12 protein-coding genes are annotated in these 12195 nt (G+C 57.4%); 3 read left to right on the top strand and 9 right to left on the bottom strand.

Annotated elements, in window-relative coordinates; all coding sequences use genetic code 11:
* Nucleotides 1–37 precede the first annotated feature (37 nt).
* Nucleotides 38–742: a ParA family protein gene (locus tag OK142_RS23160; protein WP_137040027.1), complete on the bottom strand. Its 705-nt coding sequence runs from the start codon at nt 740–742 to the stop codon at nt 38–40.
* A 547-nt stretch (nt 743–1289) separates the two neighbouring features.
* Between OK142_RS23160 and OK142_RS23155 the strand changes: the two genes are divergently transcribed.
* The 3 genes from OK142_RS23155 to OK142_RS23145 are packed head-to-tail and all read left to right on the top strand — an operon-like array spanning nt 1290 to nt 4391.
* On the top strand, nt 1290–1691 hold the full coding sequence (locus OK142_RS23155; RefSeq protein ID WP_107341890.1) for a DUF6290 family protein: 402 nt from the start codon (nt 1290–1292) through the stop codon (nt 1689–1691).
* Nucleotides 1692–1694: 3 nt separating this feature from the next.
* The gene (locus OK142_RS23150) at nt 1695–4172 is read left to right on the top strand and encodes a relaxase/mobilization nuclease domain-containing protein (RefSeq protein WP_498685485.1); all 2478 of its coding nucleotides are present in this window, start codon (nt 1695–1697) and stop codon (nt 4170–4172) included.
* Nucleotides 4173–4178: 6 nt separating this feature from the next.
* A complete protein-coding gene (locus OK142_RS23145) occupies nt 4179–4391 on the top strand; it encodes a hypothetical protein (RefSeq protein WP_052642558.1) in 213 nt (70 codons plus the stop codon).
* Between the two features lie 7 nt (nt 4392–4398).
* Here OK142_RS23145 and OK142_RS23140 read toward each other — a convergent pair whose 3' ends face one another.
* From OK142_RS23140 to OK142_RS23105, 8 genes are read right to left on the bottom strand one after another with little or no spacing between them, the layout of a single operon-like run.
* A complete protein-coding gene (locus OK142_RS23140) occupies nt 4399–6486 on the bottom strand; it encodes a type IV secretory system conjugative DNA transfer family protein (RefSeq protein ID WP_107341888.1) in 2088 nt (695 codons plus the stop codon).
* Entirely contained in the window at nt 6483–7505 is a 1023-nt protein-coding gene (gene virB11, locus OK142_RS23135; protein ID WP_037093762.1) for a P-type DNA transfer ATPase VirB11, read from the bottom strand. The genes OK142_RS23140 and virB11 overlap by 4 nt, the downstream gene beginning before the upstream one ends.
* Nucleotides 7486–8697: a type IV secretion system protein VirB10 gene (gene virB10, locus OK142_RS23130; protein WP_137040026.1), complete on the bottom strand. Its 1212-nt coding sequence runs from the start codon at nt 8695–8697 to the stop codon at nt 7486–7488. The genes virB11 and virB10 overlap by 20 nt, the downstream gene beginning before the upstream one ends.
* Entirely contained in the window at nt 8697–9509 is an 813-nt protein-coding gene (gene virB9 / locus OK142_RS23125) for a P-type conjugative transfer protein VirB9 (RefSeq protein WP_107341995.1), read from the bottom strand. Before virB9 ends, virB10 begins: the two co-directional genes overlap by 1 nt.
* Nucleotides 9506–10198, bottom strand: a complete 693-nt coding sequence (locus tag OK142_RS23120; RefSeq protein WP_498685482.1) for a VirB8 family type IV secretion system protein — start codon at nt 10196–10198, stop codon at nt 9506–9508. The genes virB9 and OK142_RS23120 overlap by 4 nt, the downstream gene beginning before the upstream one ends.
* Before the next feature lie 32 nt (nt 10199–10230).
* Nucleotides 10231–11259: a TrbL/VirB6 family protein gene (locus OK142_RS23115; RefSeq protein WP_498685478.1), complete on the bottom strand. Its 1029-nt coding sequence runs from the start codon at nt 11257–11259 to the stop codon at nt 10231–10233.
* Nucleotides 11260–11263: 4 nt separating this feature from the next.
* Entirely contained in the window at nt 11264–11500 is a 237-nt protein-coding gene (locus OK142_RS23110) for a hypothetical protein (RefSeq protein ID WP_037093750.1), read from the bottom strand.
* Nucleotides 11493–12191 (bottom strand): type IV secretion system protein, encoded by a 699-nt coding sequence (locus OK142_RS23105; protein WP_244712661.1) that lies wholly within the window; start codon nt 12189–12191, stop codon nt 11493–11495. The genes OK142_RS23110 and OK142_RS23105 overlap by 8 nt, the downstream gene beginning before the upstream one ends.
* Nucleotides 12192–12195 lie beyond the last annotated feature (4 nt).

Below are 12195 nucleotides of genomic sequence, written 5' to 3'. Positions count from 1 at the left end.
GGGAAAATCAGATATGCTGGAAGTCCCTTTAGCCATCTTACGACCTCTTCTGCTCGTTCGGCAGGAAACGTTCAATTTCTTGCATCAAGGTCATGACCTCGCTCCGGGCCTTTTTGACTGAGTCGCTCAGCTCCAGCATTTGCAGCGTCCCATATCCAAGTCTGATGTCGCGGTATGGGTTTCGCTCATAAAGCTCAGTGTCCAAGAGGTATGAATCATATCCCTGTTCCTGCAAGTTTGCGATGAAGGGGCGTATCAGGCGGTAGGCTTCCAGTGAACGTCCCGGGAGAGTAATCCGGGTTCTGAAGTTGAGATGTGGAATGTTTCGCCCGGTACGATCGCAGGTGTCAGCCACGTCCATTGCTGCCTGGCCGGCAGCAAGAATCTCGTCTTGGTTTGGCTGGATCGGGGTCATAACGATGTCCGAGCCGGCGATGATCGTGTCTCGCAGTACGGTGTCTTGACCGGGCGAGTCGATCAGCACGACGTCAAACCCATGCGTTTCGTTCTCCAGAATATGCTGAAGTGATGCGTTGGTTACTGCAGTGCGAAGCTCAATGCCGTCTGGCCTGTTGTCTTTCGCCTCGGAACGGGACCACCACTCATTCAGGTTTTGTCGGCCATCGGCATCGACCAAGAGCACTTGCTTACCATGAAGCGCATATTCTCCAGCGACTAGGATTACGGCGGTTGTCTTGCCCGCTCCACCCTTGCCGCTTACCAGCGATATGCAGATTGCCATTACACGATCCTCTCAAGACTAATGGTTCCCCCGCCCCCTAGCGATCCGACGTGGGTTCAATCGGCACATCAGTATCGTCGTTAAGATCTTCACATCGAAGCAAACCTAACATGTGAACACACGCAGGTTAAGATCAAAACATGCGTGTGAACACACGCTTTAGGACATCTATCAAACCACACGACTTAGTCGTGTGGTTTAATCGAGTGCTTAGGTCGAGTGGTGAACCCCGGAGCCGCGTGAGGCCTCACTTGGCGCTCGCACGGAGGGCGCAAGGGCGAAGAGCGAAGCGTCCCTTTCGCCTGAGTACGAGGGACAGACAAAGGCCTTCAGAAGCGGTTTTGGCGGTGAACCCTGGTGAGCGTTCCAACGGAAAGAGTGCGAAGCGAAGCGGAGCCAATCAAGAGGTGGAATTTGGTTGAAATTATGGGGTAGTGCTTTAGGTTAAGAGTGGCAGGATACGCAAAAATGTTTTACATTTTGCATTGCGATCGTGGGACAAGCCCACGATGAGGGTCGCAAAGCTCCGGGGAGGCCTAGTTGATTGATGAGTGAGGACACAATCGAAGTGCCGACAGCCAAGCAACGCAAGGGGCGTCTAATCAACGTGCGCGTCAGCGATGCAGAGTATTCGGCCATCGAAGAAGCGGCCAAGTCGGCCGGTATGAGTGTGTCTGCTTTTTTCCGTTCGCTGCTCCTCGAGGGTGCTGGCGTTCGACCCATTCTGACTGCGGAAGACAGGTTGATCATGGCCGCGTTGCTCGAAGACATGCGGATGATCGGCATCAATTTGAATCAGGTAGCCCGCTCCCTGAATGCAGGAAAGGGTGTCCATCCCTCAGAGCTGGACATCAACCTTGGCAACGTACAGCGGATTCAGGCGGCTGTAATGAGTGAGCTGCGGACACTTTCGCGCCGTGCCGGGCATGAGCGCCGAGGCGAGGTGTAGGCCGTGGAGTTCTTTTTCGGCACTTTCACAAGCGAATGGGAGCAAAGGCGCGCGGCGCTATTGCACGAAATGACGCTCGGCGGCCGTGGGAGGGCTGTCGAGGAAGAGCTTGAGAAGAGACTGAAGAATCTGCAGCACCAGGTTGGGATGTCTAAAGGCGGGTCGGCATCTAGGGGAGGGGTGAGGACTTCGGCATTCAACGTGTCATCGCCTTCGAGGACGATGGCTGCCGGTTCGGGTGCTATGCGATCAATGGACGTTCGTCTTGCGAGCGTTGCCAAAGGGAGCCAGCCAGCAGTTGTCAAACTGGCTTCCTACGGTGGTGGCGCCCGCGTCGGCTCGATGCTCAACTATGTTTCCAGAGGGGGGGAGCTGAAGGTTGAGAACGAGAACAGCGAGACGTTGCGTGGCCGTGAGGAGCTGGCGCGTCTCCGTGGCGATTGGGATCACCTTTTCCAAAACAGGACCGAGAGCCGCGATATCGGCGCGTTTAGCGTCGAGGTGAGCGTTTCCGGCGGCTCGAACCCGCATGAGCAGGTGCGGGACGTTCTCAGCAGTGGCTTTGGTGATCGACGCTACGCTTACTCTGTCGAAACCCGAACCGACGGATCGCTGAAGGTCGAGGGCTATGTTGTGTTGCGCAGCGGGCAGGGCGAGCGGCTGACGGCTGACGCGAAGGCGGCCGCCATCGTTCAGGAGCGTTTCGACGCCAGCGCCGTTGCGAAAGAGGCCCCCGCGGCTTTCTCGTTCACAGGCTATGGCAATGGCGTGGAATATGGCGCTGCCAAGTTGCGAGACCTGATCGCGCAGCGGAACGACGTTCGAGACGATCAGGGACGCTCGATTGCCGATGACAAGGCTGCGGGCGACCTGGTGCAAAAGGAATGGCGGGATGAGCTGCATAGCCGCAAGAGCCGTGACGTGATGCACGTGATCATGTCGGCGCGTGCCGGCACGGATGCTGTCGCTTTCGAAGGAGCTGTTCGCGACTTCCTGGCTGAGCAGTTTGCGGGCCATCGGTACGTTTTCGCTATGCACGATCCGGAGAGCGATCCGAAAGAAGCAGGGGAGGGGGGCAAGCGGCCGCATGTTCATGCTCATGCCATCGTTACCATGCGTTCGGAATCGGGCGACCGGATCGAGACGACTCCGGCCACCTTCAGGCAATGGCGTGAGGTCATGGCCGAGAAGGCGCGTGACCACGGCATCAATATGGAAATGACCGATCGGCGAGAGTTCGCCACGCCGCCAGCCTTCACGCGAAATCAGGTTCGCGCCGTCAAGCATGACGGTCGAACCGAGCATGTAGGCACCAGCGATCCGGCGCAGGCGCGATATGACGCAAAGCGAGCTGGTCGGCGCGTGGTGGCGACGAGCCAGAGAAGCCGCCAGTACATCCTAAAAGCGCAGGAGACCTGGCAGAAGATTGCAGTCAACGCCGGCGACACAGTGGTTGCGGCCTACGCCGCTCAGCATCGCTCCTATCTGGAAAACGGCCTTGCCCAAACGGATCAATCGCCTGCTGGTGCAGTCATTCATGCAGATTTCGGCGGTGATTACCGCTCCAATATGGTAGCAATCAGAGACATGTTGTCGGAGGCAAAGGACATGCGCGAGCAGACACGCCCAGAGTTCGAAGCGTACGAAAAGACTGTTGAAACGGCTCTATTCAACCTTCAGCGCAGCGCTGGTCCAGAGGACCGGTCAGGCTTCGAAGAAGTTTCCTCCCTCGCTCGCGAGATCGTCGATCTGCGCAGGCAGATGCTCGAAATGAAGGAGCGTGGGCTTGATGAGCAGGATGGACGCAACGCTGCTGGCGACGTCTCCAGAGAAAGTGGCGTCGCGCCGGAAAGAACGGCATCTGAGGTGCAAGAGCAGACGAATGCTAACCTTCAGTGGGAGGCGGCTGTTGCCAAGCATGGAGAGGCTGTCGTTGAGGCTGGTAACGATGCGATGGCAAATGTGGAACACTATCGCTCCGGCCTCGCCCATATCGAAGCCGGCGAGCTCGGAGACGAAAACCGGGAGCAGTATGAGAAGGGCCTTGAGGCTTCGCTTCATCATGCAGCTCAACTCGCCGCTACCGGAAACGGCTATCTACGGGATGTTGCCAACGAAGATCCGGAACTGCGCGCGGAGATCGAGACCATTGAGCGCAATGAAGAGCGTGGGGACGAAAACAAGTCAAACAAGCAGCCGATAACTGCGGATACTGCCGACGATCGCCAACGCGATCTCAGGGTGGATCTGGAAGAGGAACGTCCGATTGGGCAAGCGGAGCGTGAGGCTCACCAGCTCGCTGAGACGGTGGACGCTACTCAGAGGCAGCAGACAAGTGTAAACAGAGACAGGGAAGCGGCCCAGCGGGGCGGCGAGACCACTCGGACTGATCCCGCGCAACAGCACATTCCTCGTCTCGAGGAGTTGGAGCGTGAACAGGTTGAACAGAGGGAGCGTAATCGGGACGACCGTGATCGCTAAAGTGTCATGCAGGACGGTAATCAGAACACCTACCTGGTGGAAGTAAACGACCCCAAGTCTGCCGACATCGTCGGCAAGATGATGGTGTGGGGTATGGTCTCCGTTGGGATCCTCGCGATCCTGATCAAGGTCTACGGGACCGTGATCGGCTGGTATCATGCTTCTGTGGCTTGGCTAACAGAGGCGGGTCAGTACGCAGCCAGCTTCTGGCCCTTCTGAACCTGAATTAGCGGCCGGCCTGTTCCATGATTGGATCAGGAACGGTCGCTGCGAATAGCTCTTCCAAGCTCTTCCTCTTGCGCGGTGATTTGCCTTCGGCTTCCCGTTCGACGAACTCCCTTAGACGACTAACCCGATCATTGTGCGCTTTTTCGATGTCGTTCTCTGAGACAGGTGTTGTGTGCTTTTTGGGAGCGGGCACAGCTGCCTTAGCAGGTTCCGGAGTGCCCCCGGCGCTGACCTTCTTGTTGGCCAGGGCGGATGGATTCACAACACGAGCGGGCGAGGTGGAGGGCGCTGGCTCTTTCGGAGCCTCCTCCTGGACAGGCGCCCGCTGCTCCTCCTCTTTCGCCTCAGTCGCAGGCTTTATCGCTTCCGCTTGTTCAGCTTGTTCCTGGCCTGCATTGGCATAGGCTGGCGTGGTCGCTGGAACAGGTTTAGGTGGCAGGTAATCGACAGTTGGAACGGTCGGTATGTGTGTCTGAGAATAGGCCTCCGCCTCCTTGAAGGGCTGCGTCTTAAAGAAGCGCAGCTTGTCTCCAAAGATTGGCCGCTGACCCTCCACCAGCAAGATCATCTTGTTCTCGGGCATCTGGCGCACTTCCTGCGGCATCATCAGGTCCCGATCGCGAATTTGCTCGACCTTTGTTCGGCGCGGGAGGCCCATAAGCTCGATAGTGCGGGATTCAGACTGATATCGGATGGTTCTCTTGCCAAGCGCGCGGGAAGCATATTCTGCCGTGGCCTGGTCATTGGCACCAAGGATGAGCTGATAGCCGCAGTTGCCAAGGAGCGAATGTCGGGACGTCTCACCATAGATCTCATCCAGGTTCTTCAGGTCCTGGATGATGAAGGCGAGCTTGATCTTATAGCCGGCCACATAGGGCAGCTTCGTCATGATCTCGTCCATGCGCTTCAGCTGGCGAAACTCATCCAGCAGGAAATAGACCGGCACGGAGTTGGGATCATGCTCAAGGGTAAGTATGTCCATCACCTGTTGAACGAACAGCGTCAGCAGCGGCCTAAGAAGCGTGATGTCGGTGATGTTCGGGGCAAGGTAGATTGTGATGGGGCGACGCTTCATGGATCGAAGGTCCATGTCGGTCATGTTCGTTGCGGCCACAACGCGTTCGTTCTTGAACGGCCTCATCGCCTTCTGGATATCAAGCAGTGCCGAGGCCGCGGCCCGATCCGAGAGAGACAGGTAGGAATTGAAGCTCTCCATCGTGAACTTCGACAGGTATGGCTCCTTCTCCTTGATGTACTTCATCAAGGCCTGCAGATCGGTCCCGCTGTTGAAGAAGGAGTTGATCTCGCCGAGGTTCCTGCGTCCTTTGTAGAAGGGGCTTTCGAGAACATAGCTGATGGCGCCGGCGAGAACCTGTTGAGCTGTGGCTTGCCAAACTGAATTCTCGGATTCGGTGTTTTCCGGTACAAGAATGCTGGCGATATTTTGAATGTCAGTCGTGCGATTGCCTCGCTCCGGACGAACGAAATCCAAGGGATTATAGCTGTTGGTCGTCTCGGAACCCGGCGCGAACAAGAAGACCTGGCTGCCGTTGCGCTTCCGATAGCCGGCGGTTGCCTTGTAGACCTCGCCCTTCAGATCCGTGACGATCATAGAGCCTTCGTGCATGAGAGCGTTGGGGATGACGTAGCCCGCGCCCTTACCGGATCGCGTCGGGCCAATAATGAGGTGGTGGCGATCGTCATACGCGCGGAGGACGTTGCTCCCGATGCGACCGAATATGTGACCTTTCTTGCCAAACCACTTCCCGCGCCGAAGGGTTGCAAGATCCTGAAAGGCCGCATCCCCCAATGGATTGCTGGTAGGTTTGAGCCCAAGGTAAGCAATGAGGCCTGATACGAGCAGCGCGGGCACTACGGAGCCGAGCGCGACTTTTTGAAGGGACGGGGAGGAGCTATAGGCCCAGAACTGCTGAATTGGTGCGAATGGGTTTGAGGTAATTGTCGCCTCGAGGATCCTACCGTCACCGTAGAAGAGCTGAAGCCCCGCCCCGTATGCCAGCATCCAGACTGCAAATGCGATCAACAGGCAGAAGAACAGATAGAAGGCCTGTAGCCCCTTACTCATGATGCATCCCGCGCGAAGTAGATTTCGGAAACCCCGCGCTTGCCGCCTTCCCGCCTGAGCTGGATCACGATCGGAATGACCATTTGGATGTAGGACATCAGGTCCTGCTTGGAGTAGCCGGCGGACATGCCGGACTGCTGCATCATCATGGCAAGCTGTTCATAGGCGCCGAGCGGCGTATCGGCGTGTACTGTCGACATGCTGCCCGGGTGGCCTGTGTTGATGGCGCGAAGGAATGAAAAGGCCTCAGCGCCACGAATCTCGCCAACAAAGAGGCGATCCGGCCGCATTCGAAGCGCCGATTCAAGAAGGTTTTGAATCGTCACGTTTGCAGTGCCTTGCCCACCCTTGGATGCGATCAGGTGGACCGCGTTCTTCTGTGGTGGGAATAGCTCACGAGTGTCTTCAAGCGTCAGGATCCGCTCATTCAGGTCTACAGAGTTCAGGCACGCGTTCAGAAACGTGGTTTTGCCCGACGACGTGCCGCCACTGATCAGGATCGAAACCCGCTTCGTGATGGCCGTATGGATGAAGTCGTAGATCTTCTCCGCGCGTAGATAGGCGATCAGCTCCCGATCCACGTCGCTTAGGCCCCCGACGGCAACCGAGACTTTGTCGAGAGAGCCGTTGTCACGGTAGTCCTGCAGAGAAAAATTCTGCACAACCTGCTTACGGATCGTGATCGACCCACCGTCAGGTGCCGCGGGCGGCAAGACGACCTGGATACGTTCGCCGGTCGGCAGTGCTGCGCTAAGGATCGGATTAGCGGCGTTGAGGAACTGCTTTGTCGCTGCGGCAACCCGCTCGCCAATGTTCTCGATCTCGCGTGCCGTCAGAGCATCGATTTCATGATGCTCCATGTGATCAGCACCGAAGCGTTCAACATAGACTTGGCCTGGCCGGTTCACCGCAATCTCAACCACCTTCGGGTCATCGAGAAATTGCCTGATGGGCTCCAGAGACCGGTTCAGGAAATAATGAGGATCATGAGCGGTCGTGTTACCTACCATAACGTTCACGTTTGATCTCCTTCATCGCTTCCGTGACAGGATCGTCGTACATGGCGCTGAAATCGAGGTCCTGGCGAACATAGACAAAGATCCGCTCGCCTTGCGGTACGCTGATCGTTGGCGGGATCCTCAGGTTTTCGGCAAGGACCGTGTTCGCCATGTCGCTGAAGGTCTGCGCGATCGTCTCTCGCGCCAATTCAGCACCTCTTTCGGCGTCATCGTTTCCGGAGCTGGAGTCGCTACCGTATCCGGTTAGATAGCTTGCACCGCCTCCGACGATCGACAGCAAGATTGATGCGCCAAAGCGCTCACGGAACTTGTTGTCGACATGACCCGACAGGCCCGATCGCCCGAGGCTGTCCGTGCCGATGGAGTTCAAGCGCACCGACACGCCGTCATCCCGGATCAGCCTCGTCCACACGACAAAGACCCGCTTCTGCCCCCGCGTAACTTCGGACTGATATTCCCCGATCAGGCGTGTTCCTGTTGGGATCAGGACACGCCGCCCATCGAAGGAGTAGACATCCTTGGATGTGATAGCCCGGACCTGGCCCGGAAGGTCGCTGACGATCGCCGTTTCCAAGATGCCGGGGATCAGCGTACCCTCTGGGATCATGGCGTCGATGCGCTCAATCTGCCGGGCTTTGGCGGAACGGTCACCGATCGCACTTGCTGAGGACAGGTACTGGCTGTTGCGATCCTCGCCAGCGACGGTCAAAGGCGTGCCGCTGTTCGAGCCATCAAGCGAACCATTCGCGGATCCTCCCAGGTTCTGGTCAAGCGTGATTAGCTTTGACCGAAATCGCTCCGGAAATACCTCTTCGGCGGGCGGGGGAGCGCTCGCCGGTTGAGCTACTTCGGGCGGGGGAGGCACGTTGAATTCAGTGACGTCCACCGGCGGAGCTGGCGGCGGAGGAGGCGGAGGTGGAAGTTCCAAGACAGGCTGTTCGGGTGGTGGGGGAGTGGGTTCTCCATCGCGCACGAAACCGGGCGGCCGGAAGGTCGTGGTACGGAACTCCTCCTCACTTTGAGGGCTTTCAGGCGGGCTTTCTCCGGACGTGGCTAGCACCAGGTACGCGGCGAAGACGCCAGCCAGCAAAAGGGCGGCCATGCCGACCGTTTGATTGCGCTTCACGTTTCGATTGCTGATTTCGGCCTCGTCGGCCGCCGCCATTGCGTCGAGTTCAAGGCTGCGCTTCATTAGTTGCCGCTCCTCCTGCGTTTGCTGGCATCAAGATCCGGTTTCGGAGCCATGATGTCAGGATCAGGTGCTGCAAAGTCCGGCTTGCGGAGGTTGAAAATGCACGTCCACTGGTTTCCGTCCCGGAGCGTGTATTGCGTGGCTACGCCGTCAACGACGATGTATTCGCCTTCCTTGCGGAAGTTTCGCAGGGTCTCGGAGAAGTCGGATTGAACGGCAAAAATGGCCGGCACGGTCCCTCGGCCGAACTTGAAAAAGGTCTTCTTTCCGTCATCGAAGACCATTGTCGGCTTCAGCGCCGCGTCGCCCGAGAAAGAGTAGTCAATATTGACGTTCGCTTTGTCGATGCTCGAAATGTTCGGGTTAGCTGCCCGAAACTCAGCCTCCTTCCGCAGAGACTCGTTCAGGTTCTTCTCCGGATAAACGAAGCGAATGCCGAAGACCTTTTTCCCTGCTTCCGGTGCATAGTCGTTGAGCTCAAGGAAGTAGATCCTCTTTGAGGTCACCACGTTCATGTTTGTGGAAACGTCCTTGGCTATCGGCTTGACGAAAAGGATGTTGCCCTTTTCGGACGGGGCAACCTGCCAACTGTCGGTGTCGCCAAGCGAGATCGTCTCAAACTTCTCATCTTCGTCGAAGATGATCATCGTTGAGATGCCGTAGGTCGCAGACACCTTCACGACGTTGTTCGGCTGATAGACGACACTGGTCACACGCGCATCCAGACTGCCAGGGCGGGGCTGTTGCGCCGCATAGGCGTGAGTCATCGTGAGAGCGGCGATCGACGCCGCCAGTAGGAAGCCATATTTCACTGCTGGCCTCCCGAGGTCACCGTTTCCTGATCTCGGCGGTAGTCATACACCTGGAAGCCCAACGGGTTTTCGAAGCGCCATTCGTTGCGCTCAGGCGTATCCGTGTAGCGATAGCGAACGATAGACATGAAATGGCGCGTGATGACGTCTGAATCAGAGCGCTCATGCGTCGAGAACCGGACGAGCGCCGTTGTCGTGTTCGGGAAGGTGACAGACTTTATGTCGACGGTGATCGACTTATTTTTGCCGAGCCGGCGAGCTGGATTGTCAGGGTTCGCGGCACTCCATTGGGCTTGGAGGTCGCGCGCTGCGTCGCCGGTAGAGAGCAAAGCTGCAATTCCAAAGTTCTGCTCGATGGCAAAAGGATCATAGCCCTCGCGGGATCTAATGTAACGGACGACATTCGCCTGAGTGACCGCCTGCTGATCGGTGATATTCGATGTTCGGGTCAGCCCTGTCTTGACCTCAATATAGCCAGTGTTCTTGTCGACCTCGACAATGTACGGCTCGAAGCTCTTGAGGGGCACGAGCATCACCAATGCGGAGAGCGACAGGATCGTGATGCCGCCGAAGATCAGCGTAATCAGCCAAGCGAACGACTTGGACCGTTTGGCCTTTTTGACGATCTCTTGTTCCCAACGGTCCCCATCCTGAAAATAGCTCCGGAGAGCATCGTTATTCTCTGCCATGTATCCTAGCCCTTAATCCCGCCACCAGTTGCCTAGTTGGGCAGACTGTTGTTGGTAATTCTGTTTTGCATCGCTTCTGCTGCACCGGCGTTTTGGATGTTTCCCCTCATGCCGGCATGGGTTCTGGCGCGTGCGGCCATTCCTAATTCTCCAGCCCTGCCGGCTACAGAACGTGTCGCGGCCAAAGCTCGTGCCGGCAGTGCACCACCGGTCGCGTAGCCAACCGATCGAGCGATCTGCCCAACGCCCGTTGCCACGCCCCCGGTAATTCCCTGGGCGAGAGTTTGAATGTTGAAGAGGACAAAAGCGCCAGCCGCACAGATCAGGACGAAAGCCGAGATATCGTCTAGCTGGATCTCGTTCGCGGATGCTGCCGCTGCGACCTTCTGCAGTTCAGCGTCCATGGTCGTGATGAGAAAGGCGGCGACGACGTAAACGAAGAGCGGAATGATCGCGTACGTCAAAACCTGCTGGAACCAAGCCATTCCGTACTGGCGTGTGGAATCAAACAATAGGCAGGCGATAAAGATCGGTGCAGTGCCAAGCAGCACCCACATCATCACCTTCGCAAGCACGAGGATGGCAAGCGCAACGGCAATGAACAGCCCAACCGCCAGCATGATCAGGAACCCTACAAGGCCCGGGAGAATGGCGAAGTAGCCTGACTGCTCCGCGAATGCTGCTGCTGCCTCATTTGCCGTCTCCCAAATCATGGAGAGGCCGTCTGTCGGCTCAGTTATCCCGGTACTGCTAGCCGTCAAGAGCGCCCGCCCCACGTCTTCAGGCGTGTTGTTCAGCCAGTCGTAAAAGAAGAGTTGGAAGTTGCCCCACTGATCAATAAAGGCGACGATAAGCATCATCCGCACGACCCGGCCGACGATCTCGCCGACGCTCACTCGCGCGGTCCCCATGACGAGTTGAAGTCCGTAATAGGCGACGTAGGCAATAAGCATGATCGTCAGCAAGGGCATGATCTCGTCGCCAACGACCTCATAAGCCCGTTGGGAGAAATTCCGCCCTGCATCTTCAAGAGCCTCAAGCAGGCCGCCTAGAAAGTTCATGGGGTCACTGCTCTCCGCTTGCAGCGAAAGCGTCGATCGCCGCCAGCGCTTCCGATGGGTTGCCATTCACGCTGGTCATTGGGCCACATTCCTGTCGCGGATCCTCGGCGTAGGATGTGAGGTTTGCCGGCCTCTTGCATGGTGCAGTCTTCTCTTTTGGAGCACCGGCGCAGCCGGTTACGCCGGCAGCAACCAGAACGGAGAGGAGCACAAAGCCTTTCACTCGAAACGTCTTAGTCACCGTAGGTCAGCGCCTTCTTGGTATTGGAGATGTCGACAAGGCGGCGCTGGTTTTGAGCCTGCAGGGAGCCGACTGCCCCATTCATCACGCCAATCATTTCGTTGATCGTCAGGCCGGTTTGAACCTGCAGCTGCGTGTTCTGATCGATGGACCCTTTGATGTCTTGTGCCTGGCCGATCTGCTGACCTGCCTGCTGGAATGCCTGTGTTCGCGACTGAACGGCCTGTTGCGAGCCGGTGACTAGGGCAGCAACTCCAAGGACGGTCTTCATCATTTCTTCGTAGGACTTGTCGCCGGAGAACGTGCTGTCCGCCTTGCCAGACAAGTTCTTAACCAGCTGGAGACCGTTGATGAAGGTGGTGGCAATCTGGCCGATGTCACCGCCCATGCTGCCGAAGTTCGGGACTCCGCCCTGCATGAGGCTGTCGAGTGACGGCATCTGAGAAACGCTGAACCCTTGACCAACGGCGAGGTTCTGCATGGGATTGGAAACGCTCCCGCGATCCCCCGTGACGGCTTTCAGCGTCTCTTCTACCGTCTTCAGAACCTCCTTGTTGGTATCCAGGATCTGATCGGTTGTCTGAGAGGTTTCCCTTGCAATCTTCAGGTTGGCGCTGTCGATCACAGGGACCTGTGCATGCGCAGTAGACGCCATCGCTAGCGAAAACGCAGTCAGAAATGCTCTTTTCATGGCC

Source organism: Agrobacterium sp. BT-220-3 (assembly GCF_025910175.1).
GTDB classification, from domain to species: Bacteria; Pseudomonadota; Alphaproteobacteria; order Rhizobiales; family Rhizobiaceae; genus Agrobacterium; species Agrobacterium oryzihabitans.
The sequence above is the reverse complement of the archived record's forward strand: the minus strand, read 5'-3'. Positions and strand labels throughout refer to the sequence as shown.

Coding starts and splice junctions, on each gene's coding strand:
- OK142_RS23115 (WP_498685478.1), bottom strand. CDS start 11,259: ATGAACTTTCTAGGCGGCCTGCTTGAGGCTCTTGAAGATGCAGGGCGG.
- OK142_RS23140 (WP_107341888.1), bottom strand. CDS start 6,486: ATGAGTAAGGGGCTACAGGCCTTCTATCTGTTCTTCTGCCTGTTGATC.
- OK142_RS23155 (WP_107341890.1), top strand. CDS start 1,290: ATGAGTGAGGACACAATCGAAGTGCCGACAGCCAAGCAACGCAAGGGG.
- OK142_RS23145 (WP_052642558.1), top strand. CDS start 4,179: ATGCAGGACGGTAATCAGAACACCTACCTGGTGGAAGTAAACGACCCC.
- virB10 (WP_137040026.1), bottom strand. CDS start 8,697: ATGAAGCGCAGCCTTGAACTCGACGCAATGGCGGCGGCCGACGAGGCC.
- OK142_RS23120 (WP_498685482.1), bottom strand. CDS start 10,198: ATGGCAGAGAATAACGATGCTCTCCGGAGCTATTTTCAGGATGGGGAC.
- OK142_RS23160 (WP_137040027.1), bottom strand. CDS start 742: ATGGCAATCTGCATATCGCTGGTAAGCGGCAAGGGTGGAGCGGGCAAG.
- OK142_RS23105 (WP_244712661.1), bottom strand. CDS start 12,191: ATGAAAAGAGCATTTCTGACTGCGTTTTCGCTAGCGATGGCGTCTACT.